Source organism: Streptomyces pseudovenezuelae, from assembly GCF_001513955.1.
GTDB lineage: Bacteria > Actinomycetota > Actinomycetes > Streptomycetales > Streptomycetaceae > Streptomyces > Streptomyces pseudovenezuelae.
The window spans coordinates 772,797-795,000 of sequence record NZ_KQ948149.1; the positions used below are offsets into that span (position 1 = coordinate 772,797).

26 protein-coding genes and 1 pseudogene are annotated in these 22,204 nt (G+C 72.7%); 18 read left to right on the plus strand and 9 right to left on the minus strand.

Going from position 1 to position 22,204, the window contains the following annotated elements; all coding sequences use genetic code 11:
* Positions 1 to 20 precede the first annotated feature (20 nt).
* From AQI94_RS27630 to AQI94_RS27670, 9 genes are read left to right on the plus strand one after another with little or no spacing between them, the layout of a single operon-like run.
* Positions 21 to 449, plus strand: coding sequence for a gas vesicle structural protein GvpA (locus AQI94_RS27630; RefSeq protein WP_031043247.1), 429 nt, complete (start codon positions 21 to 23; stop codon positions 447 to 449).
* Entirely contained in the window at positions 446 to 1,216 is a 771-nt protein-coding gene (locus tag AQI94_RS27635; protein WP_031043250.1) for a GvpL/GvpF family gas vesicle protein, read from the plus strand. Before AQI94_RS27630 ends, AQI94_RS27635 begins: the two co-directional genes overlap by 4 nt.
* A 7-nt stretch (positions 1,217 to 1,223) precedes the next feature.
* A complete protein-coding gene (locus tag AQI94_RS27640; RefSeq protein ID WP_020119152.1) occupies positions 1,224 to 1,487 on the plus strand; it encodes a gas vesicle protein GvpG in 264 nt (87 codons plus the stop codon).
* Positions 1,484 to 2,224, plus strand: a complete 741-nt coding sequence (locus AQI94_RS27645) for a hypothetical protein (protein WP_062229980.1) — start codon at positions 1,484 to 1,486, stop codon at positions 2,222 to 2,224. Before AQI94_RS27640 ends, AQI94_RS27645 begins: the two co-directional genes overlap by 4 nt.
* Positions 2,224 to 3,327 (plus strand): SRPBCC family protein, encoded by a 1,104-nt coding sequence (locus AQI94_RS27650; RefSeq protein ID WP_031043254.1) that lies wholly within the window; start codon positions 2,224 to 2,226, stop codon positions 3,325 to 3,327. Before AQI94_RS27645 ends, AQI94_RS27650 begins: the two co-directional genes overlap by 1 nt.
* Positions 3,324 to 3,662 (plus strand): gas vesicle protein, encoded by a 339-nt coding sequence (locus AQI94_RS27655; protein WP_007385866.1) that lies wholly within the window; start codon positions 3,324 to 3,326, stop codon positions 3,660 to 3,662. The genes AQI94_RS27650 and AQI94_RS27655 overlap by 4 nt, the downstream gene beginning before the upstream one ends.
* Positions 3,659 to 4,429: a GvpL/GvpF family gas vesicle protein gene (locus AQI94_RS27660; RefSeq protein WP_031043259.1), complete on the plus strand. Its 771-nt coding sequence runs from the start codon at positions 3,659 to 3,661 to the stop codon at positions 4,427 to 4,429. The genes AQI94_RS27655 and AQI94_RS27660 overlap by 4 nt, the downstream gene beginning before the upstream one ends.
* Positions 4,426 to 4,614 (plus strand): gas vesicle protein, encoded by a 189-nt coding sequence (locus AQI94_RS27665; protein WP_007385868.1) that lies wholly within the window; start codon positions 4,426 to 4,428, stop codon positions 4,612 to 4,614. The genes AQI94_RS27660 and AQI94_RS27665 overlap by 4 nt, the downstream gene beginning before the upstream one ends.
* Entirely contained in the window at positions 4,611 to 4,895 is a 285-nt protein-coding gene (locus AQI94_RS27670; protein WP_031043262.1) for a gas vesicle protein K, read from the plus strand. The genes AQI94_RS27665 and AQI94_RS27670 overlap by 4 nt, the downstream gene beginning before the upstream one ends.
* Positions 4,896 to 4,929: 34 nt before the next feature.
* Here the strand turns inward: AQI94_RS27670 and AQI94_RS27675 are convergent, their stop codons facing one another.
* On the minus strand, positions 4,930 to 5,775 hold the full coding sequence (locus tag AQI94_RS27675; protein ID WP_031043267.1) for a class I SAM-dependent methyltransferase: 846 nt from the start codon (positions 5,773 to 5,775) through the stop codon (positions 4,930 to 4,932).
* Between the two features lie 154 nt (positions 5,776 to 5,929).
* A pseudogene (locus tag AQI94_RS27680) lies at positions 5,930 to 6,569 on the minus strand (phosphatase PAP2 family protein); the annotation flags it as partial.
* 93 nt (positions 6,570 to 6,662) lie between these two features.
* Between AQI94_RS27680 and AQI94_RS27685 the strand changes: the two are divergent.
* Complete coding sequence (locus tag AQI94_RS27685; protein ID WP_031043270.1) at positions 6,663 to 8,285, plus strand: ATP-binding cassette domain-containing protein; 1,623 nt, start codon at positions 6,663 to 6,665, stop codon at positions 8,283 to 8,285.
* Between the two features lie 30 nt (positions 8,286 to 8,315).
* On the opposite strand, the gene AQI94_RS27690 is transcribed toward AQI94_RS27685, so the two are convergent.
* Positions 8,316 to 9,419, minus strand: coding sequence for a baeRF2 domain-containing protein (locus AQI94_RS27690; protein ID WP_031043272.1), 1,104 nt, complete (start codon positions 9,417 to 9,419; stop codon positions 8,316 to 8,318).
* Positions 9,420 to 9,484: 65 nt separating this feature from the next.
* Between AQI94_RS27690 and AQI94_RS27695 the strand changes: the two genes are divergently transcribed.
* Positions 9,485 to 9,766: a DUF6158 family protein gene (locus AQI94_RS27695; RefSeq protein WP_031043274.1), complete on the plus strand. Its 282-nt coding sequence runs from the start codon at positions 9,485 to 9,487 to the stop codon at positions 9,764 to 9,766.
* An 84-nt stretch (positions 9,767 to 9,850) separates the two neighbouring features.
* Here AQI94_RS27695 and AQI94_RS27700 read toward each other — a convergent pair whose 3' ends face one another.
* The 4 genes from AQI94_RS27700 to AQI94_RS27715 form a co-directional block, all read right to left on the minus strand.
* Positions 9,851 to 11,950, minus strand: a complete 2,100-nt coding sequence (locus AQI94_RS27700; RefSeq protein ID WP_031043278.1) for a catalase — start codon at positions 11,948 to 11,950, stop codon at positions 9,851 to 9,853.
* A complete protein-coding gene (locus AQI94_RS27705; RefSeq protein WP_031043292.1) occupies positions 11,950 to 12,492 on the minus strand; it encodes a type 1 glutamine amidotransferase domain-containing protein in 543 nt (180 codons plus the stop codon). The genes AQI94_RS27700 and AQI94_RS27705 overlap by 1 nt, the downstream gene beginning before the upstream one ends.
* Before the next feature lie 130 nt (positions 12,493 to 12,622).
* Positions 12,623 to 13,057, minus strand: coding sequence for a CBS domain-containing protein (locus tag AQI94_RS27710; protein WP_031043294.1), 435 nt, complete (start codon positions 13,055 to 13,057; stop codon positions 12,623 to 12,625).
* Entirely contained in the window at positions 13,054 to 13,440 is a 387-nt protein-coding gene (locus tag AQI94_RS27715) for a DUF2795 domain-containing protein (protein WP_031043297.1), read from the minus strand. The genes AQI94_RS27710 and AQI94_RS27715 overlap by 4 nt, the downstream gene beginning before the upstream one ends.
* Positions 13,441 to 13,563: 123 nt before the next feature.
* On the opposite strand from AQI94_RS27715, the gene AQI94_RS44690 reads away from it, so the two are divergent.
* The 5 genes from AQI94_RS44690 (at position 13,564) to AQI94_RS27735 (ending at position 18,089) form a co-directional block, all read left to right on the plus strand.
* Positions 13,564 to 13,743, plus strand: coding sequence for a hypothetical protein (locus tag AQI94_RS44690; protein WP_158806229.1), 180 nt, complete (start codon positions 13,564 to 13,566; stop codon positions 13,741 to 13,743).
* 253 nt (positions 13,744 to 13,996) lie between these two features.
* Positions 13,997 to 14,794 (plus strand): RNA polymerase sigma factor SigF, encoded by a 798-nt coding sequence (locus AQI94_RS27720; protein ID WP_031043300.1) that lies wholly within the window; start codon positions 13,997 to 13,999, stop codon positions 14,792 to 14,794.
* 200 nt (positions 14,795 to 14,994) lie between these two features.
* A complete protein-coding gene (locus AQI94_RS27725; RefSeq protein WP_031043303.1) occupies positions 14,995 to 15,636 on the plus strand; it encodes a hypothetical protein in 642 nt (213 codons plus the stop codon).
* 156 nt (positions 15,637 to 15,792) lie between these two features.
* Positions 15,793 to 17,037 (plus strand): aminotransferase class I/II-fold pyridoxal phosphate-dependent enzyme, encoded by a 1,245-nt coding sequence (locus AQI94_RS27730; protein WP_062229981.1) that lies wholly within the window; start codon positions 15,793 to 15,795, stop codon positions 17,035 to 17,037.
* Entirely contained in the window at positions 17,034 to 18,089 is a 1,056-nt protein-coding gene (locus tag AQI94_RS27735; protein WP_031045747.1) for an MBL fold metallo-hydrolase, read from the plus strand. The genes AQI94_RS27730 and AQI94_RS27735 overlap by 4 nt, the downstream gene beginning before the upstream one ends.
* Here the strand turns inward: AQI94_RS27735 and AQI94_RS27740 are convergent.
* Positions 18,086 to 18,700, minus strand: a complete 615-nt coding sequence (locus AQI94_RS27740) for a DedA family protein (protein ID WP_031045744.1) — start codon at positions 18,698 to 18,700, stop codon at positions 18,086 to 18,088. The genes AQI94_RS27735 and AQI94_RS27740 overlap by 4 nt on opposite strands.
* Positions 18,697 to 19,470, minus strand: a complete 774-nt coding sequence (locus tag AQI94_RS27745) for an MBL fold metallo-hydrolase (RefSeq protein ID WP_031045741.1) — start codon at positions 19,468 to 19,470, stop codon at positions 18,697 to 18,699. Before AQI94_RS27745 ends, AQI94_RS27740 begins: the two co-directional genes overlap by 4 nt.
* Positions 19,471 to 19,553: 83 nt before the next feature.
* Between AQI94_RS27745 and AQI94_RS27750 the strand changes: the two genes are divergently transcribed.
* Positions 19,554 to 19,955 carry a hypothetical protein gene (locus tag AQI94_RS27750; RefSeq protein WP_031045739.1) on the plus strand — a complete coding sequence of 134 codons (402 nt, stop codon included), beginning with the start codon at positions 19,554 to 19,556 and terminating at the stop codon, positions 19,953 to 19,955.
* A gap of 73 nt (positions 19,956 to 20,028) precedes the next feature.
* Positions 20,029 to 22,104, plus strand: a complete 2,076-nt coding sequence (locus tag AQI94_RS27755) for a phage holin family protein (protein WP_107064255.1) — start codon at positions 20,029 to 20,031, stop codon at positions 22,102 to 22,104.
* Positions 22,105 to 22,204 lie beyond the last annotated feature (100 nt).

The window sequence follows — 22,204 nt, forward strand, 5'->3', positions numbered from 1 at the left end:
GAAAAGGAGGCGCGGTCGACATGACCGTTGTCCCGGCACAACAGGGCGGTGGCGGAGGCGGCTCCAGCGGCCTCTACGACGTTCTGGAACTGGTCCTCGACAGGGGTCTCGTCATCGACGCGTTCGTACGGGTCTCCCTGGTCGGCATCGAAATCCTGAAGATCGACGTACGGGTCGTGGTGGCCAGCGTCGATACGTACCTGCGCTTCGCCGAAGCGTGCAACCGGCTGGACCTGGAGGCCGGCCCGCGCAAGGACCCCGGCCTGCCCGACCTGGTCGGCGAGATCACCGAGTCCGGTGCCCGCGGCAAGTCCAAGGGCGCGCTCTCCGGAGCCGCCGAGACCATCTCCGACGCCTTCAAGCAGGCGCGTGAAGGGGACGGCCAGAGCGAGTCCAGGCCGCGTGCCCGCAAGTCGACCGCCTCGCGCCGGAAGGAGGAACAGGAGTGAGCACGTATGTGTACGGCATCACCGCCGCCTCCCATCCCACGGTGCCCGAGAACCTGGTCGGAGTCGGCAACCCCGCACAGGCGGTGCGGGTGCTGACGGAGGGCGACCTGGCGGCGATCGTCAGTGACGCCCCCGAAGGGCTGCGGCCCAAGCGTCGTGATCTCCTCGCCCACCAGAACGTGCTCAGCGAGGCGGGCTCGGACGGCTGCATCCTGCCCATGCGGTTCGGCAGTGTGGCCCCCGACGACGACTCCGTCACCTCGGTGCTCGCGGAACGCTCCGAGCACTACAAGGAGCGCCTGCGGACCCTCGACGGCAAGGTCGAGTACAACGTCAAGGCCACGCACGACGAAGAGGCCGTACTGCACCGGGTGATGTCCGACAACCCGGAGCTCCGCGCCATGACCGAGGCCAACCGACAGGCGGGCGGCGGCAGTTACGACGATCGCCTCAGGCTCGGCGAGATGGTCGTGACCGCGGTCAAGGCCCGCGAGGCCGAGGACGCCGGCCTGGTGCAGCGCGCCCTGGAGCCCCTGGCCGACGCGATCAGCGTGGGCCCCGAGTCCTCCGGCTGGCTGGCCAACGTGTCCTTCCTCGTGGAGCGCGACTCGGCCGCGTCCTTCCTGGAAGCGGTGGACGAGCTGCGCAAGGCGCATCCGCACCTCGATCTGCGGGTCAACGGCCCGCTGCCGCCGTACAGCTTCGTCGAACCGGGCCCGGCCGAACCCGCGGGCACCACGGTCGGCATCGACCACGCGGAGGAGTGAGGCGGCCGTGGGTCTCATCGGAGAGGTGCTGCTGTTGCCGTTCGCCCCGGTACGCGGCAGCGGCTGGGTGATCAAGCAGGTGCTGAACGAAGCGGAGCGCCTCTACTACGACCCGGCCACCGTCCGGGCCGAACTCGCCCGGCTCGAAGAGCGACTTGAGGCGGGCGAGATCGACGAGGAGGAATTCGACCGACAGGAGGACGAGCTCCTCGAACGACTGGAGATCGGCCTGCGCGGCGGCGCGGGGACTGGCGACGGGACGACACGATGAACCGAACAGGACTGGGCCTCGCCGTAGGGGCCGGATATCTCCTCGGGCGTACGAAGAAACTGAAACTGGCGTTCGCCGTCGGCACGCTCGTGGCCGGCAAGCGGATGCACCTGAGCCCACGGGCCGTGGCTGACCTGGTCTCCCAGCAACTGCTGAAGAACCCGCAGTTCAAGGAGATAGGCGACACGCTCCGCCAGGACCTGCGAGGCGTCGGCAAGGCGGCCTCCGGGGCGATGGTGGAGCGGCAGATCGACGCGATCGCCGACCGGCTGCACGGCCGTACCGCCCAGGTCCGCGACCAGCTCTCGGGCATGGCCCCGGAGGTGCCGGGTCTCTCCGACGACGAGGACGACGAGCCCGAAGAGGACGAGGAGTCCGAGGAAGAGCAGACTGGGACCACGGAGGCCGAGGCCGACGAGGAGCCTTCGGACGAGGACGAGGACGAGGAGCCTTCGGACGAGGACGAGGAGCCTTCGGACGAGGACGAGGACTCCGAAGACGAGGCTCCGGCGAAGAGGACCGCGAAGAAGGCCCCGGCCAAGAAGACGGCCGCGAAGAAGCAGCCCGGCCGCAAGCCGCCCGCCAAGAAGGCGGCGCAGAGCCAGGGCCGCACGGCCGGCAAGAAGACCGCGGCCAAGAAGACCACGGCGAAGAAGACGGCCGCCAAGAAGACGACCGCGGCCAGGGGAGCCGGCCGAAGCACCCGGGCCCGGCTGCCGAAGGGAGGCGGTGAGTGATGACCGAGACACTCGGATCCGCCACCGACAAGGCGAAGAACAACCCGCTCACCGACGTGGCCCACAGCGAGGCCGCGGACCGGCTCAAGAGCGAGCTGCAGGAGTACGTCGCCGCGCAGGCCCAGCGCATGCTGGTCGGTGTCGGGCGCAAGCTGGGCGAGACCACCGGCAAGCTGAACGACATCGCCGAAGGCAACAGCCCCGGCTTCGCCAAGCTCGCCCTCGACGGCGGCAAGAAGCTCGCCGAGGGCAAGGGGCCGCTGCGCAGCGCGCTGGAGCTCGGAGCGGGCAAGGCCAAGGACAGCGTGGTCGGCGCCTTCAAGAACCTCGGCGGCGGCAAGGGCAAGAAGAAGCGCGGCGCGGGCCAGAAGCCCACGGTGATCATCGAGTTCATCGACGTGGGCGTGGATCTGCGCACCGCCTACGACCAGTGGACGCAGTACCAGGACTTCTCCACCTTCGCGAAGGGCGTCAAGAGCGCGAACCGCGCCGACGACACCCACAGCGACTGGCAGGCGAAGATCTTCTGGTCCAACCGCAGCTGGAAGGCGACCACCACCGAACAGGTCCCGGACGAACGGATCCAGTGGACGTCGGAGGGCGCCAAGGGCACGACCAAGGGCGTCGTCACCTTCCACAAGCTCGCCGACAACCTCACCCGCGTCCTGCTGGTGATCGAGTACTACCCCTCGGGCCTGTTCGAGAAGACCGGCAACATCTGGCGCGCCCAGGGCCGCCGGGCCCGGCTGGACCTCAAGCACTTCGCCCGCTTCATCACCCTCAAGGGAGAGGCGGAGGACGGCTGGCGCGGCGAGATCGAGGACGGCGAGGTCGTCAAGACCCACGAGGACGCGGTGGCGGAGGAGGAAGAGGCCGAGGGCACCGAGGAAGAGGACGAGGAGGAGCAGGAGGGTCCGTACGCCGAGGACGAGACCGAGGACGAGCCTGAGGAAGAGGGCGAGCCCGAGGACGAGTACGAGGAGTACGACGAGGAGGAGCCCGAGGACGAGGCTCCCGAGGACGAGGAAGAGATGTCCGAGGAGGACGTGCCCGAGGAAGAGGAAGAGGAGTACGAGTACGCCGAGGGCGGGAGCCGACGATGAGCATGCCCAGCCGGCTCCCGGATCCCTACGGCCAGGGAAGCGGAGCCAACCTGGCCGACATCCTGGAGCGTGTGCTGGACAAGGGCATCGTCATCGCGGGCGACATCCGCATCAACCTGCTCGACATCGAGCTGCTCACCATCAAGCTGCGGCTCATCGTCGCCTCGGTCGACAAGGCCAAGGAGATGGGGATCGACTGGTGGGAGGACGACCCGGCGTTGTCCTCCCGCGCCCGCCGTGACGAACTCGCCCGCGAGAACAGCGAGTTGCGCGAACGGCTCGCGCGCCTGGAGGAGCTGGAGCCCAGCCGCCGTGCCGAGGAGGAGAGTTCATGACCGGACTGCGGTACGTGTACGCCGTCTGCCGCCCCTTCGGCACCCCGCTGCAGGCCCAACTGGCCGGGGTGGCCGGTGACCCGCCCAGACTGCTGCACCACCACGGTCTGGTGGCCGTCGTCAGCCATGTGCCGGAGCGGGACTTCGCCGAAGAACCGCTCCGCAGGCATCTGGAGGACCTGGACTGGCTCACCGGGACGGTGCGCGCGCACCAGAGCGTGATCGACGCGCTCACCGTCGTGACCACTCCGCTGCCGCTCCGGCTCGGCACCGTGTTCCGTGACGACAGCGGCGTCCGCGTGATGATCGAGGAGCGTGAGGAGAGCTTCCGGCGCACTCTCGACCGGCTGCAGGGCCGGGTGGAGTGGGGTGTCAAGGTGTACGCCGACACGGCGGCATCGGACCGTCAGGAGCCCGTCGAGACGCCGGCCAAGCCGGTGTCGGGCCGGGACTACCTGCGCCAGCGACGGCAGCGGGTGCGCTCGCACGAGGAGCTGTGGCAGCAGGCGGAGGCCTTCGCGACCCGGCTGCACGAGACGCTGTCCGGACACGCCGAGGACGCGCGGCTGCACGCCCCGCAGAACCCCACGCTGTCCGGAGCCTCCGGACAGAACATTCTGAACGCCGCCTATCTCGTGCCGCGCGGCGAGTCCGAGGAATTCGTGGAAATGGTGGACCGCACCAAAGGTGAACTCCCGGGAATGCGGGTGGAACTCACAGGACCCTGGGCGGCCTATTCCTTCGCGGGGGAGGAACAACAGCCGTGACCGTCATCGAACGCCGTGAGGTGGCCCTCGTCGACCTTCTCGACCGGCTGCTGGCCGGCGGGGTCGTCATCACCGGGGACATCACCCTGCGGATCGCGGACGTCGACCTCGTCCGCATCGACCTGAACGCGCTGATCAGCTCGGTCAACGCCCAAGTCCCCTCACCTTGGGAGGAGTTGCTGTGACGTCCCGACGCAACCGGCTGGACCTGGAGCCCGACACGGTCGAGCGTGACCTCGTCAAGCTCGTCCTGACCGTCGTGGAGCTGCTGCGGCAGCTCATGGAGCGCCAGGCGCTGCGCCGGTTCGACGAGGGCGACCTGAACGAGGAGCAGGAGGAGCGGATCGGGCTCACCCTCATGCTCCTGGACGAGCGCATGACCGAACTGCGCGAGCGGTACGGACTGCGGCCCGAGGACCTGAACCTGGACCTCGGGCCGCTCGGACCGCTGCTTCCCCGGGAGTGACTCGGCGTCCCGGGCGGGGTCCCGGCAGGAGGACTCAGACGCGCTTTCGGCACAGGATTTCTCCGTGCAGAACACAGAACCAGCCGTCTTCCTGTGAGCCCCATTCCCGCCAGGCGTCCGAGACGGCCCGCAGCCGCTCCACGGTGGCGTGGCCGCTCTCGGTGGCCCGCTGCGCGTACGCCGAGGCCAGCGTGCGGTCCGCCCAGAGCCCGCTCCACCACTCCCGCTCCTCGGCGGTGGAGTAGGTCCAGGTGCCGGAGCTCGCGGTGATGTCCGTCAGGCCCGCCCGCAGCGCCCAGGACTTCAGTCGCCGCCCGGCGTCCGGCTCGCCGCCGTTGGCCCGGGCCACCCGGCGGTACAGGTCCAGCCAGTCGTCCAGCCCCACGGACGCCGGGTACCAGGTCATGGCCGCGTAGTCCGAGTCGCGCACCGCGATGAAGCCGCCCGGCCTGGTGACCCGCCGCATCTCGCGCAGTGCCTGCACCGGGTCCCCGACGTGCTGGAGCACCTGATGGGCGTGGACCACACAGAAGGTGTCGTCGGGGAAGTCCAGCGCGTGCACGTCGGCCACCGCGAAGTCGACGTTCGTCAGACCTCGTGCGGCGGCCGTGGCGCGGGCCTGGTCCAGGACGCCCGGTGCCTGGTCGACGCCGGTGACCTTGCCGTCCGGGACCAGTTCCGCGAGGTCGGCGGTGATCGTGCCCGGCCCGCAGCCGATGTCCAGGACGCGCATGTGGGGCTTCAGCGAACCGAGCAGATAGCCCGCCGAGTTGGCGGCGGTGCGCCAGGTGTGCGAGCGCAGCACGGACTCGTGGTGGCCGTGCGTGTAGACGGCGGTCTCCCGCGGCTTCCGTGGCGGTGTCTCCTGCGATGCCGGCATGACGGGGCTCCCCTTCTCGACAGGTCCGTCGGTACCCCGAACCGTACGCCCGCGTGTCGCATGGTGAGACCCCCGTATTGCGATGTGGACTGACGGATGATCAGTTTTCGGGCGGCGGCCGGTGCACGGTGAGCGGCGCCCCGCCCGACGGACACAGCACCAGGCCCTCACCGTCCGCCGGCGCGGGAGTCTTCGCGCGCGGCCGGGTCGGCGGCACGACGGGCGCGCGTGGGGACCAGGCGCCGTACGGCGAACGCGGCACCCGCGCCGAGGGCCGCGCCGGTCAGGACGTCGCTCGGGAAGTGCACACCCGTGTAGACCCGGGAGAGCGCCACCGACCAGGCGAGCGGGGCCACTGCCGCGCCCCACGCCGGTGACTCCAGTGCCACGCCGGTCGCGAACGCGGCTGCCGACGCGGCGTGGCCGGACGGGAACGAGGTCGTGATCGGCTGCCGCTTCAGCCGCCGGACCCGGGGGACCGGGTCCAGGACGGGACGGGTACGTCGGACCGAGCGCTTGCCGAGGGTGTTGATGGTGAGGGAGGCCAGGCTCAGGGAGGCGAGTCCGCGGGCTGCCGCGCGGCGGGAGCGGGGGGTGCGGATCGCGGCCATGGCTGCGGCGGTGGCGAACCAGAGAACGCCGTGGTTCGCGCTTCTGGTCAGCCGGGGCAGGACCGGCTCGGCCGCGGGCCAGCTCCGGGCGGCCGCGAACTCGAAGAGACGGGAATCCAGTGCCAGGAGGCGGTCGCGCAGGGGGCCGGGGCGGAGGACGGTGAGGTCGGCGTCTGGGCTCATGGTGTGTCGGGTACCCGCGACAGGGGCGCTTGCCCGGTGCCCGCACGATAAGCGTTTGCCCAGGTCCGGCTGCCGCCTGCACAATGCGGCCTCATGGGACATCTGGAAGCCGCACATCTCGAGTACTACCTCCCCGACGGGAGGGCGCTGCTCGGCGATGTGTCGTTCCGGGTGGGCGAGGGGGCCGTGGTGGCCCTCGTCGGGCCCAACGGCGCCGGCAAGACGACCCTGCTGCGGCTGATCTCCGGCGAGCTGAAACCGCACGGCGGGACGGTCACCGTGAGCGGCGGCCTGGGCGTGATGCGCCAGTTCGTGGGGTCCGTACGCGACGAGACGACCGTACGGGACCTGCTCGTGTCGGTCGCGCCGCACCGGATCCAGGAGGCCGCGCGGGCCGTCGACAAGGCCGAGCACCTGATCATGACCGTCGACGACGAGGCCGCCCAGCTGGCGTACGCGCAGGCCCTGTCCGACTGGGCCGAGGTGCGCGGGTACGAGTCCGAGACGCTCTGGGACATGTGCACCACGGCCGCGCTCGGGGTGCCCTATGAGAAGGCGCAGTTCCGGCAGGTGCGGACGCTGTCCGGCGGTGAGCAGAAGCGGCTCGTGCTGGAGGCGCTGCTGCGCGGCACGGACCAGGTGCTGCTGCTCGACGAGCCGGACAACTACCTCGACGTGCCCGGCAAGCGCTGGCTGGAGGAGCGGCTGGCGGAGACCCGCAAGACCGTCCTGTTCGTCTCCCACGACCGGGAACTGCTCTCGCGGGCCGCCGAGAAGATCGTCTCCGTGGAACCCTCGCCCACCGGCGCGGACGCCTGGGTGCACGGCGGCGGCTTCGCCACCTATCACGAGGCGCGACGCGAACGCTTCGCCCGCTTCGAGGAGTTGCGCCGGCGGTGGGACGAGAAGCACGCACAGCTCAAGAAGCTGGTGCTCAACCTCCGCCAGGCGGCCAGCATCAGCCATGAGCTGGCCTCCCGCTACCAGGCGGCCCAGACCCGCCTGCGCAAGTTCGAGGAGGCCGGGCCGCCGCCCGAGCCGCCGCGCGAGCAGGACATCACCATGCGCCTCAAGGGCGGGCGCACCGGCGTACGGGCCGTCACCTGCGCGGGACTTGAACTCACCGGCCTGATGAAACCCTTCGACCTGGAGGTCTTCTACGGCGAACGCGTCGCCGTCCTCGGCTCCAACGGCTCCGGCAAGTCGCACTTCCTGCGGCTGCTGGCGGGGGACGCCACGGTGGCGCACACGGGACAGTGGAAGCTGGGCGCGCGCGTCGTGCCCGGCCACTTCGCGCAGACCCACGCCCACCCCGAGCTCTTCGGCCGCACCCTTCTCGACATCCTCTGGCAGGAGCACGCCCAGGACCGGGGTGCCGCGATGTCCCGGCTGCGCCGCTACGAACTGACCGGCCAGGCCGAGCAGGGCTTCGACCGGCTCTCCGGCGGCCAGCAGGCCCGCTTCCAGATCCTCCTGCTGGAGCTCCAGGGCGTCACCGCGCTGCTCCTGGACGAGCCCACGGACAACCTGGACCTGGAGAGCGCGGAGGCCCTCCAGGAGGGCCTGGAGGCCTTCGACGGCACGGTCCTCGCGGTCACCCACGACCGCTGGTTCGCACGCTCCTTCGACCGGTTCCTGGTGTTCGGCTCGGACGGCCGGGTGCGCGAGACGCCGGAGCCGGTGTGGGACGAGCGACGCGTGGAACGGGCCCGGTGACCGCGGCTCACCGGGCCCGCCCGTAGCCTCTCAGGCCCAGCGCAGCAGGGCCCCGAGGCCGCCCACCGGGGCCTCCTCGCCCGCCGCCGTCACCGAGAGGGCCGGAGCCCCCGTCGCCACCACCGACCTGAGCAGCGCGTCGTCCGCCCGGGCCGACCAGGAGTTCTGTTCACCGAGGATCTTCAGATCCGTACGGCGCACCGCCAGCTGGTCCGGGTCCTCGCCGACCCACACCACGCGGTGCGCGTCGGACCCGTCCGGGCGGATCAGGAGTTCGTCGATACGGTGCTCACGCGCGGCCTCGACCAGCGCGGGAACGCCCTCCACGGCCCCCGGACGGCCGTCGTCGCCCGGCGCGCGGGCCGCGAGGAACCGTTCCAGCTCCCGCTCCGCGCGCTGCCGTACCTGCTCGCTGCGGGCCCGCTCCACGTCCTCGTCGAGCAGCCGGCTCCCGGCACCGTGCTCGGCCTCCACGACCCGGCCGTACAGCCGCTTCGGCAGCCGCTCGTGCACCGACCGCTTCTCCCGGTCGTCACCGACCAGGATCAGCAGGTCGGCGCCGGTCTCCTCCTGGCAGACGGCGAGCGCGTCGGCGATCTCGGCCGCGTTGTGTTCCCAGGTGTTCTCCACCCGCAGCCGGAAGTGCCGCTCCGACCAGTCCGCGCCGCCCGTCCGGTGGACGGGCCACTGCCTGCCGGTGACCGACCCGGCGTCCTTGCGGCCCAGCGCCCCGCGCAGCTCGAAGTCGGCGCCCTTGCGGTCGACGTAGGCCACCACGCACAGCGGGTCCTCACCGGCCAGCTCCAGCAGGGGCGCGGTGTGCGGCAGCGGGGCCCAGCGGACCAGGCTGCCCTCGGGGGACCTGGTCAGCGGCGGGTCCAGGACGACCTCGCCGGCCCGGGCGAAGACGGCCCGGCCGTGCGGTTCGGACGAGTGCCGCATGTCCTCCAGTGCCTCTCGTACGGCCACGCAGGTCTCCTCGTCGGCCCCCTGCGCGGACAGCTCGCGGGCGACCGCGACCGCCGCCAGATGCCGTTCGTGGGACGTGTCCTCCGTGGGGCGAGGGGCGTCGACGTACGCGGAGGCCCAGGGGCCCGGATGTTCGTAGAGTGGATGCAGGAAAGCGAGATCCATGGTTCCCTCCCGGATGCCGCTCGGGGGCGGTGCGGCAATGCTTGCGGGGCGGGTACCCGAGGCTCATGGACGAACACGACGGGCGGGACACCACGATGACCGGAGTCGACCCCAGCCGGTTGGACGACCACCAGCTCATGAAGGAGCTGGAGACGATCCATCGCACCCGGCACGAAACGCTGCTCCACGGCTCGAACGACGCGCTCAGCGCCCACAACGAGCGCATGGCCCGGCTCGAGGGCGAGTATCTGCGCCGCAACCCGCGCCGGACGGTGGCCGCGGGCCGGACCCGTGAGGGCGCCCGGGAGCGCAGGCCGGGGGAGTCGGCCACTCCGGCGCTGGACTGACCGGCACCTGGGCCCCCGCAGACAGCCCGCGGTGGCCTGCCGATCACTCGACCAGCAGGCCACCGGTGACGTGCCCCGGGGGAATCAGTGGCGCGTCGGCGGCCGGTCCCAGTGCCGGTGCGCGGCGATCGCGGCCACGAACGCGTCCAGGAACTCCTCGCCCGCCGGGCCCGGAGACGTCTCCGTCACCACGCCGTGGTCGGACTCCACGCGGTGGAACTCCGCGGACAGCCGCAGCCCCTCCGGCTCCAGCGACGACAGCACCCCGACGCCCGAACCGAGCGCGCCGATCGGCTTGCCGTGCCGGTAGGCGTCCCGCACGAACCGCATCGCGTCCTGGTCGGCGGCCGTCGGCGGGGTGTCCACCGGACCGCCGGGCAGCAGAACGGCGTCGTACAGCACGGAGGCCACGGTCGGCAGCGCGCGGTCGACCGTGTACAGCTCGCCGTCGGCACCCCGCACCTCCCCGTCCACCGGGGCCAGCGCCTCCACGACCGCGCCCTCGGCGGCCAGCCGCTCCCGCACCGAGGCCACCTGCTCGGCGTCGATCCCGTCGGTGACGAGGACCGCGATCTGCCGGGTGCGGATCGAGCCGTCGCCGCGCAGCGACTCCAGGCTGAGCGCGGGGGAGGAGAGCTTGGACGCCGTCTCGCCCCCGGACGGTGCCGGGACCCCGACACCGCGTGCCACCCGGTCCGCCAGGTCGCCGTCCACCTTCGCCAGCTGCTCGACCGTACGGGCCCGCACCGCCCGCGCGTCCACCTTGCCCAGCTCGAAGCGGAACGCCTCGACGATGTGCTGCTTCTCCCAGTCGGCCATGCTGTTCCAGAACAGCGCGGGCTGGCTGTAGTGGTCCTGGAAACTCGGGCTGCGCCGCCGGATCTTGTGGCCGTCCACCCGTTCCGTGTAGTGCGTGAACGCCTTCCCGTCGACCCCGGCGTGGGCCGGGCAGCCACCGCCGAGCGAGTTGGGGGAGTAGTTCGTGCCCCGGTGGATCGCGCTCTGGTGGTAGCCGTCGCGCTGGTTGTTGCGCACCGGCGCCACCGGCCGGTTCACCGGCAGCTGCGAGAAGTTCGGGCCGCCCAGCCGGATCAACTGGGTGTCCAGATAGGAGAAGTTGCGGGCCTGCAGGAGCGGGTCGTTGGTGAAGTCGATCCCGGGCACCACGTTGGCCGTGTGGAAGGCCACCTGCTCGGTCTCGGCGAAGAAGTTCTCCGGATTGCGGTCCAGCACCATCCGGCCGATCGGCCGCACCGGCACCTGCTCCTCAGGGATCAGCTTCGTGGCGTCGAGCAGATCGAAGTCGAACGCGAACTCGTCCTCCTCAGGCACCAGTTGCACACCGAGCTCCCACTCCGGGTACTCGCCGGCCTCGATCGCGTCCCACAGGTCGCCCCGGTTGAAGTCCGGGTTGCGGCCCTGGCACTCCTGCGCCTCGTCCCACACCAGCGAGTGCACGCCCGGCTTCGGCGTCCAGTGGAACTTCACGAAGGTGCCCTTGCCGTCCGCGTTCACGAACCGGAAGGTGTGCACGCCGAAGCCCTGCATCATGCGGTAACTGCGCGGGATCGCCCGGTCCGACATCAGCCACATGATCGCGTGCAGGGTCTCCGGCTGGAGCGACACGAAGTCCCACAGGGTGTCGTGCGCGGAGGCGCCGGTGGGCATGTCGTTGTGCGGCTCCGGCTTCACCGCGTGCACGAAGTCGGGGAACTTGATGCCGTCCTGGATGAAGAAGACCGGGAAGTTGTTCCCGACCAGGTCGTAGTTGCCCTCGGACGTGTAGAACTTGGTGGCGAAGCCGCGCACGTCCCGCACGGTGTCCGCGGAACCCTTCGGGCCCTGCACGGTCGAGAACCGCACGAAGACGGGTGTGCGCACCGCCGGGTCCTGGAGGAAGGCGGCACGGGTGAACTCGGCGCAGGACTCGTACGGTTCGAACCAGCCGTACGCGCCCGCGCCCCGCGCGTGCACCACCCGCTCCGGGATCCGCTCGTGGTCGAAGCGGGTGAGCTTCTCCCGGAAGTGGAAGTCCTCCAGCAGGGTGGGACCGCGTTCACCGGCGGCGAGCGAGTCGTCGGTGTGGTCCACCTCGACGCCCTGGTCGGTGGTCAGCGGCCCGGCGGTCGGGTCGTCGGCGTGGAAACCCTCGCGCCGGCGCTGCTCGTGTTCGGCGGAGTCCATCAGGCGGCCTCCCGGGAGAACACGTCGAGGAACGTCTCGCAGAACGCCTTGAGGTCGTCCGGCTTACGGCTGGTGACCAGCTTGTTGTTCCCGTGGTCGCAGACCTTCACCTGCTCGTCCACCCAGGTGCCGCCCGCGTTGCGGATGTCCGTCTCCAGGCTCGGCCAGGAGGTGAGCACCCGGCCCCGGACGACGTCCGCCTCCACGAGGGTCCACGGCGCGTGGCAGATCGCGGCCACCGGGCGGCCCTGGGTGAAGAAGTCCCGCACGAACGCCACGGCCTGCTCGTCCGCCCGCAGGACGTCCGGGTTGGCCACCCCGCCGGGCAGCACCAGAGCGCCGAAGGAGTCCGCGGACGTCTCGCCCACGACCTCCTGCACGGGGAAGGTGTCCGCCTTGTCGAGATGGTTGAACGCCTGGATCTTCCCGGACTCCGTCGAGACGAGCACGGGTTCGTGCCCCGCGTCCACCGCCGCCTGCCACGGATCGGTGAGCTCGATCTGCTCGACGCCCTCGGGCGCGGTCAGAAACGCGATACGCATGATGGGTCAACGTCCTTTCCTGGACAGCTTTTTCCTTGCACGGCAAGCGCGGCGCGCGGCGGGGACCCCAGGAGGTCGTGGACGCGCCGCTCGACGGTGGCGCCGGTACCGCCGGGATCCGCGGTCCGGCTCATTCGGCCGCCCCGTCGTCCGGGTCCGCGCGGGCGATGTCGGCCAGGGCCGAACCGGGGTCCCGGGCCTCGGCGATGTCCCCGAGGCTGACCATGCCGACGGGCAGACCGTCCTCGACGACCGGCAGCCGCCGTACGGCGTGGGCCCGCATCAGGGCCACCGCCTGGGTCACCGGGTCGCCGGGGGCGACCGTCAGCGGATCCGGTGTGCACACCGACCGGGCGCTCACCGTCAGCGGGTCGACGCCGTCGGCGACGGCCCGGACCGTGATGTCCCGGTCGGTGAGCATCCCCACCACGTGCTGCCCGTCGGCCACGACGACATCGCCGATGTCCTGCGCGCGCATCAGCCGCGCCGCCTCCACCAGCGAGGCGTCCGGACGGACGGCCACCACACCGGGGGTCATCACGTCCCTCACGAGCTCCGCCGTCACGGGGTGCCCTCCGTCCGGGTCAGCGCCCGTGCGAGCTCCTGGACATGGGCGTAGCGCTCCTTGCGCGGCAGAGCCTGCACCGCCTCGGTGAGGGCGTCGGGGGCGTTCTTGCGGCGCAGTATCCGCACCAGCTCCACAGGAGTGGCGGGGAACGAGCTGCGGCCCAGGAGGCGGGCCAGCTCCAGTCGGACGTTCTCCAGCGACGCCCCGACGCTGCCCGGCGCCACGGGGCCGCCCCAGACCTGCGGATCGTCGTCGGCGGTCGGCTCCGGGTCGCTCCACTCCTCGCTCCGGGTGGGGTGCCCGGAGCGGAGCAGACCCTGGAGTTCGTGCTTCATCTCGTCGTCGCGGTGGCGGCTCAGCCGATCGCTGCCTCGCTGCATGTCTCCCTCCAGATCTTCGGGGTCCGCACCGCGTACCCGTGCACCGGACGCCGACACGGGGTTTGCCGGACGGAAGCCGGGAGACCCGTTCCCGACCCCCCGCGCAGCTCCCTTGGGAAGGACATGGCGATGGTGGTCCTCGCCGCGCTCATACCGATCCTCATGCTCGCCGCGGTGCTCGCGCTGGGCCGCTACGAGGAACTGATGCTCTCGGAGCCGGGGGACGACCGGCTCGAACCGGCCGCCCTCCCGACGGCCGCTGTTTCTCCCGCCCCGGCAGGAACTCCCGCACCGTCGCCCTGAAGCCCTGTGAGCCCGGTCAGCCCTGACTGTGCGGGGGACACCAGTCGGACCGGGGGAGCGGGCGCACGCGGCGACCGCCGGACCCGGGGTTTGCCCCGCGGGGCCGGGGGCAGGCGCACTCACAGTGCTTCGGACCGGAGGCACGTCCGTGGGAGCGGTCAACGGCCGCCGCGGCCGCGCCTGTCCCTGCGCGGACTGCTTCCCACGCCGATCGTCCACACCCCAGAGCACGATCTAGGGAGTTGCGACGCACATGCCCACTCCAGTGAGCGCGAAGCACCACCCGCACGACGACGCACCCGACACGGCCGAGGCCTTCCGCAGGCTCGCCGCACTGCCCCCGGGACCCGAGCGCGCCACCCTGCGCGGACAGATCGTCGAGGCCTGGCTGCCCATGGCCGACCGGCTCGCCGGACGCTTCCGCAGCCGCGGCGAGAGCTTCGACGACCTGCGCCAGGTCGCCGCCCTCGGCCTGGTCAAGGCCGTCGACCGCTACGACCCCGCCCGCGGCAACGCCTTCGAGAGCTACGCCGTCCCCACCGTCACCGGCGAGATCAAGCGGCACTTCCGCGACCACATGTGGACCCTGCACGTGCCGCGCCGGGTCCAGGACCTGCGCAACCGCGTCCGCTTCGCCTCCCAGGACCTCGCCCAGACCATCCCGGGACGCAGGCCCACCGTCGCCGAGATCGCCGAGCACGCGAACATGAGCGAGGAGGACGTCCTGGTGGGCCTGGAGGCCCTGGAGAGCTTCACCGCCCTCTCCCTCGACGCCGAACTGCCCGGCAGCGAGGACGGCTACTCGCTCGCCGACGCCCTCGGCTCCCTCGATCCCGCACTGGACACGGTCGTCGACCGCGAGTCCGTCAAGCCCCGGCTGGCCGCCCTCTCCGAACGGGAGCGCGCCATCCTGTACATGCGTTTCTTCGGCGACATGACGCAGAGCCGGATCGCCGAGCAGCTGGGCATCTCCCAGATGCACGTGTCCCGGCTGATCAGCCGCTGCTGCGGACGGCTGCGCGAGCAGATCATGCGCGACGCGGCCGGCTGACGGCAGCGCGCCGGACTCCCGCGGCCCCGGCGTCACCCACTCGGCCCTCCCCGTCCCGCCAATGGCCTCCGGCCGCGCGCGGGACGCGGAGGGCCGGGCTGTGATGGCGGTGGGTGCGACCGTCGTGCCCTCGGTCCAGTCGTCGACACCCCGACGCCCGACGACGGGCCCCGCAGCCGTCGGCCGAAGGAGTCCACCCCATGCGCCGCACCGCCCGTCTCCGGGCCCTGTCCCTCGCCCTGCCCGCGCTCGGGCTCACCCTGGGCGCCGCCGCGCCGAGCGCCCTCGCGGATCCGGCGGCGGAGGTCAGCCCGAGCAGCGTCCAGCCGGGCGGCACCGTCACCGTGTCCGTCTCCTGCGATCCCGGCACCGGGACACCGCCCGCCACCGTCGACGCCACCTCGGAGGCCTTCGAGTCGCAGACCGTACGGCTGCAGCTGGTGCCCGGCAACGACGACCAGGTCTCCGGCCCCGCCTACAGCGGCACCGCGCGCGTCTCCGCCGACCAGGAACTCCAGGACGGTGCCGGCGGTGTCGGCCCGGACTCCGCGTGGACCGTCGACGGCACCTGCCCGACCGCGGACCGCGCACCGGGCAAGGCCTGGAGCGCCACCTTCACCGTCACCCGGGGCACCCCCGCCGAGGGCAGCCACCGGCCGTGCCCCGAGCCGCGCACCGAGACCTGTGACACCGCGGTCGTCCAGCGACCCGTGCGCGCCGGTCAGGGCGGCTCCTTCAGCGACTCCGTGCCCGCCCTGGTCACCGGCGGACTGCTGATCGCGACCGCCGCCGCGGGCGCCGTGTACCGGCTGCGCCGCAAGGGTTCCCCGGCGGACGCCTGAGAGCGAAACCCCGGGCCCGTGTGACAGTCGCAACCCGCACCCGCGCCCATGGGACGGCGGCGCCGTGGGTACTCGGAGCGCGAGGAGCGCGCCAGGCGCGGGAGAACGAGACGGCGGACCGGACGAGCCACCGGACAGCGCCCTACGGAGGTGACGATGCGGACCGACCCGGAGGGCCACGGCCCCGTCCGCTACGGCCCTCCGCTGCCCGACGACGGGCTGCCCGTCCTGCCCGAGCTCGCCGACGTCCTCGCCGCCGCGGCCGCCCGCCCCCGCGCCGAACCGGTCGGCGGCGGCACCCCGCTCCTGGAGGCCGCCTGCGCCTACACGGCCCGGCGCGGCCTGCCCGCCGAACCCGACCACGTGGCCGCCGCCCCCGGCGCCCCCTCCCTGCTGCTCGCCCTGACCGCCGCGCTCGGCGGTGACGTGCTGGTGCCCCGCCCCTGTGCCGCCTGGTGGGCGCCGTACGCCCGCCTGCTGGGCAGACCCGTGTTCCACGTGGCGACACCGGCCGAGTGCGGCGGTGTCCCCGATCCGTACGCCCTCCTGGAGACCGTGCGCCGGGTGCGCGCCGAGGGCGGTGACCCGCGGCTGCTGGTGCTCTCCGTCGCCGACGACCCCACCGCCACCGTCGCCCCGCCCGAGGTGCTGCACGCGACCGTCGAGGCCGCCGCGGGGGAGGGCCTGCACCTGGTCAGCGACGAGACCTGGCGCGACACCGTGCACGCCCCGACCGAGACGGTCCTGCTCAGCCCCGCCGAGATGCTGCCCGCCCGGGTCACCGTCGTCACCGACCTGGCCGGCAGCCTGCTCCCGACCGGCTGGCCCGCCGCCTTCGCCCGCTTCCCGGCCAACGGCGACGGCGACGGTCTTCGCGCGCGCGTGCTGGACATCCTGACCGCCCTCGGCGCCCGCGTCGCCGCCCCCGTGGCCGCGGCCGCCGCCCACGCCCTGACCGAGCCCGAACCGGTCACCGCCCGCCGCGCCGCCGTAGGACACCTCCACGCGCGCGTGGCCGCCGCCGCGCACTCCGTGGCCGTCGGCGCGGGCGCGCTCTGCCGGCCTCCGCGGGCCGGCCGTCACCTCTACGTCGACCTCGGCCCGCTGCGGCCCGCGCTCCTCGCGCGGGGCGTCGGCGACGCCCAGGACCTGGAGGACTTCCTCACCGCCCGGCTCGGCATGCCGGCGCCCGGCGGCCACCGCTTCGGCGACGACCTCGGCGCGCTGCGCGTACGGCTGTCGACCGGCCCCCTGCTCGGCGGAACCGACGAGGAACGCGCGGAATGCCTCACCGCACCCGCGCCGTTGGAACTGCCACACGTGCAACGCGCGTTGACCACCCTGGAGTCGGTCTTCGACGACCTCCGCGACGACGCTCGGCGATGGGAGCCTCCTCGATGACACAGCAGTCCGAGTCGACCACCGGGATGCGAGTGGCCGACGAGCCCCCGGCCCCCACCTCCTTCGCCCCCGCGGCCCCGCCGCTCGCCGCACCCCGCCCGCCGGGGGAGCGCAGAGTGTGGCCGAGGTCCTTCCACGACCGCCTCACCGCCCCGCTGCCCGGCCTGAAGGCCATGGCCCGCTTCGCCCGCGAGGGCTCCGTGCGCCCGGGGCCCGAAGGCCTCGCCGACATCCCGAAGCTGCCCTACGCCCCCGGCCCGCTGCCCGCCGTCGACGCCGGCACGGTCGCCGTCTCCTGGGCGGGACACGCGAGTTGGGTGGTGCGGATCGGCGGTCTGACCGTCCTCACCGACCCGGTCTGGTCGCGTCGCATCCTCGGCACCCCGGCCCGCATCACCCCGGTCGGCATCGACTGGGACGCCCTGCCGCGCGTCGACGCGGTCGTCATCAGCCACAACCACTACGACCACCTGGACGCCCCGACCCTGCGCCGCCTGCCGCGCGACACCCCGGTCTTCGTCCCGGCCGGCCTGGCCCGCTGGTTCCACCGCCGCCGCTTCACCGCGGTGACCGAACTGGACTGGTGGGAGGCGGCCGAACTGGGCGGCGTCCGCTTCGACTTCGTCCCCGCCCACCACTGGTCCAAGCGCTCCCTCACCGACACCTGCCGCACGCTGTGGGGCGGCTGGGTCCTCACCGCCCAGGACGGGCAGCGCGTCTACTTCGCCGGCGACACGGGTTACGGCCACTGGTTCTCCCGCATCGGCCACCGCTACCCCGGCATCGACCTGGCCCTGCTGCCCATCGGCGCCTACGACCCCCGCTGGTGGCTCAGCGACGTCCACTGCGATCCGGAGGAGGCGGTGCGAGCGGCCCAGGACCTGGGCGCCCGCCGCATGGCCCCCATGCACTGGGCGACGTTCGTGCTGTCGGCGGAGCCGGTGCTGGAACCGCTGACGAGGGTGCGGGCGGCGTGGGCGAAGGCGGGCCTGGCCCGCGAGGACCTGTGGGACCTGCCGGTCGGCGGCTCACGCGTGCTGGAACACCCCTAGGGCCGGACCCGCTTCCACACCGTCGGCGCCGCGCTGATCGCCACGGTCAGCGCGACCGCCGCCAGCACACCCTCCCAGGGCTCCTCGAACAACGACCCGCCCAGAATCCCGATCAGCTGGTACGTCACGGCCCAGGCCAGACAGGCCGGCAGATTCCCCCGGACGAACCGCCGCAGGGGCCACTCGGCCATGAGGCAGGCCAGCATCACCGGGATCCGCCCCGCCGGCACCAGCCGGGACAGCACCAGGACGGCCACCCCGTGGTCGGCCAGCTTCCCCTGCGCCTGCGAGAGCCGCTCCTCCGGTGCCCGGGACCGAAGGGCCTCCAGCCACCGCGAGCCGTTCTTCGACTTCATCCCGCGCCGCCCCAGCCAGTACAGGGCGATGTCCCCGAGGAACGCGGCGGCGGAGGCCGTGACGAACACGAACAGCAGGGAGAGCGGCGCCGTCTGATGGAACGCCACCACGGCCGCCGAACTCACCAGCGCCCCCGTCGGCACCACCGGCACCAGCGCCCCCAGAAACACCAGCAGGAACAGCGTCGGGTACCCGATCGCCTGTCCGGCGGCCCCGGGCGTCGCCCCCGTGGTGGCGGCTGCGAGCCACGTCACCGGGCGACCTCCAGCCGCACGCTCTCCCCGTGCTCCAGCCGGTGCACGTCCACGTCCGGCGCGGCCTGGGCCGCCTGCCGCACGAACTCCGCGCCCGGCGCGTGGAACTCGTGCGGCCGCACCGCGTCCATCCCGATCGGCCAGTACGTCCCGTAGTGCACCGGCACCGCACTGCGCGGCCCCAGCCGGGCCAGCGCCTGGGCCGCCCGCCCCGCGTCGAGGTGACCGTCCCCGAGATACGGGCCCCACCCGCCGACCGGCAGCAGCGCCACGTCGACCGGCCCGACCTCCTTGGCCATGTCGTCGAACAGCCCGGTGTCCCCGGCGAAGTACGTCCGCGCCGAGCCCTCGACGACGTAACCGAGCGCGGGGGAGCGGTGCGGACCGACCGGCAGCCGCCGCCCGTCGTGGCAGGCCGGCACCGCGCGTATCAGGAGGTCGCCGACGCGCCGCTCGTCACCGGGCGCCACCTCCTCCACCCGTAGCTGGGTGAGCCGGCGCAGCCCCGGCACCTGACGTGGTGCGCCCCGGGGCACGAGCAGGCGCGTGCCCGGCTCCAGCCGTGCCAGCGAGGGAACGTGCAGATGGTCGGCGTGCAGGTGGGAGACGAGGACCACGTCCGCACGACGGGCCTCGGAGGGGGGCACCGCGCCGCGCCGCCGGCGCAGATGCGCGAGCCGGCGGGCGAACAGAGGGTCGGTGAGCACACGTACGTCCGAATCCGTGACCGTGCAGGTGGCGTGGCCCCACCAGGTGATCTCCACCGGCACCTCTTTGCCTCCTTCGCGCGACTCCCCGAAGCCTACGGGCTGGAGTAGGGTCGGCGGCGAAACCCGGAGGTGAGGGGGACACCATGGGAGCGGTTCATGTCACGGCGATCGCGAGTCTGACGCCGCTGGAGGAGCTGGACGCCGATCCCTTCCTGGTGGACTCCCGCAGCCAGCACGCGATGTGTGCGCGCTGGGCCGCGGAGCGGGGGTACACCGTGCGGCGGGAACTGCTGGTGCGGGGCCTGCGCGCCGACCACTGCGTGCTGTGGGACGGGGTGCGGGCGGGCCGGGACCTCTTCGTGGCCCCCAGCCGCCGGGTCCTGGAGAGCGCCCTGTCCTCCGTGGAGGAGTTCACCGCCGAGTGCGCCCGCCGCGGGGTACGGGTCGAGACCGTGGGCTTCGCCGAGCCCCTCTACGACGCCCAGATGAAGGCCAGGGTGCACCGCAGGCTGTCGATGCCGACGGCGGGATACGACGGACGCTGACTGTCGGACCCGTATGACACGCTGGTCCCAGCGCCCGCACCGACGACGGGCCAGGACGTGAGGTGTACGGGGCGTGGGTGCGGCGCGTTGGCGGCGGGTGGCCAGTCAGGTCGGGCGGAGCGTCACGGTGTGGGTCGTCTCCACCCTGACGATGCTGGTGCTGGCGGGCATCCTGCCGGACTTCCGGCTCCAGTCCCCGACCGGTGACAGCGCGACCCGGATCGCGGTCACGGCGGCGTTCGGCGCCGGCGCCTTCGGTGTGCTGTCGGCCGTCGTGTGGCCGCTGCTCGTCCGGCTGTTCCTGCTGGTCCCGACCCTCGTGCTCGGGATGCTCGTCTTCTTCCTCAACGGGGCGCTGCTGCTGCTCGCCCTGCGCCTGAACCCCGCCGAGCGCGGCGACGCCGCCCCGGAGACCGCGGTGGTGGTCGCCGCCGTGATGTCCGCGGTCGCCTCGGCCACCGGCGGTGCCCTCGCGGTGCGCGACGACGAGGCCTACCGGCGCCGCCTGTACCGTCTCGCTGACCGCCGCCGCAGGGGCGGCCCGCTGGGCCCGGCCACCCCCGGCACGGTCTTCCTCCAGCTCGACGGCGTGGGCCACGACGTCCTGCTGGCCGCCGTCGGCGAGGGACTGATGCCCACGATCGCCCGCTGGATCGGGCACGGCGACACCCCCGGCCGTGCCGTGCGCCCCACCCACCGGCTCACCTCCTGGCGCACCGACTGGTCCAGCCAGACCGGCGCCAGCCAGCTCGGCATCCTGCACGGCAGCAACCACGACGTCCCCGCCTTCCGCTGGTACGAGAAGGACCGCGGCGAGGTGATGGTCTGCAACCGCCCGACCAGCGCCGTCGAGCTCCAGCGCCGAGCCGTGGAGCAGGCCGGACACGGCGGACTGCTCGGCGTCGACGGCGCCAGCCGCGGCAACCTCTTCTCCGGCGGCGCCGAGGAACAGGCCCTCGTCCTGTCCATCGCCACCCGCCGTCGCAGCCGCGAGACCCGTTCCCGGGCCGGCTACTTCGCCTACTTCTCCGACCCCGCCAACGCCGTGCGCACCGCCCTGTCCTTCTTCGCCGAGGTCGGCCGGGAGATCGGCCAGTCGATCCGGGCCCGGGCCCGCAAGGAGCGCCCCCGGGTGGGCCGCGGGGGCCTGTACCCGCTCGTCCGCGCCTTCGCGACCGTCGTGGAACGCGACGTCGTGGTCGCCGCCGTCATGGGCGACATGCTCGCGGGCCGCACGGCCGTCTACGCCGACCTCGTCGCCTACGACGAGGTCGCCCACCACTCCGGGCCGACGAGCCGCGACGCCGCGCGGGTCCTGGAGCGTCTGGACCGCTCGCTGGCTCTGATCGAGAACGTCGCCGAGCACGCCCCGCGCCCGTACCGGATCGTCGTCCTGTCCGACCACGGCCAGAGCCCCGGCGAGACCTTCCGCGCCCGCTACGGGCTCACCCTCGGCGACCTGGTCCGGGCGGGCTGCGGGCTGCCCGTGTCGCGCAAGGCCGAGCGCACCCACAGCGGGGCCGAGGCCCGTGCCGCCGTCCGTGCCGCGCTGCGCCGGCCGGGCAAGGAGAAGCGCGAGGAGTACCGGCCTGCCCGCGGCTCCGAGCCGATCGTGCTGGCCTCCGGCAACCTCGGGCTGGTCTCCTTCCCCGACGTGCACCACCGGATGACCAAGGAGGAACTGGACGCGCGGCACCCGGCCCTGCTGACCACGCTCGCCAACCATCCCGGCATCGGCTTCCTCCTGGTGCGCAGCGAGGAGCACGGCGGGGTGGTCCTCGGCCCCTTCGGCACCGAGATCCCGCTGGACCAACTGGACGAGAATCCGGGGCCGTTGGCCGACTTCGGGCCCGGCGCGGTGGATGCCGTACGGCGTACGCACTCCTTTCCGCACACCGCCGACATCATGGTCAACTCCTGGTACGACCCGGCGGAGGGGGAAGTGCTGGCGTTCGAGGAGCAGATCGGGTCGCACGGGGGGCTGGGCGGGGCTCAGGGGAAGCCGTTCCTGTTGTCGCCGCTTGCCCTGTCCTCGCCGCCTGAGGGCATCGCCGGGGCCGAGCAGGTGCATCGGGTGCTGCGGGGGTGGCTCGACGAGGCCGGGGGTCCTCAAGTGCCGGTGCAGAAGGCGGATGAGAAGGCCGCGTAGTCTTTCGTCTGCGGGGCGGTGGGGGGCTGGGCGCGCAGTTCCCCGCGCCCCTGGTGGGTGCAGTCGGCCCGGAAAATTCGGCTGCGTCTCCTTGGCCCGG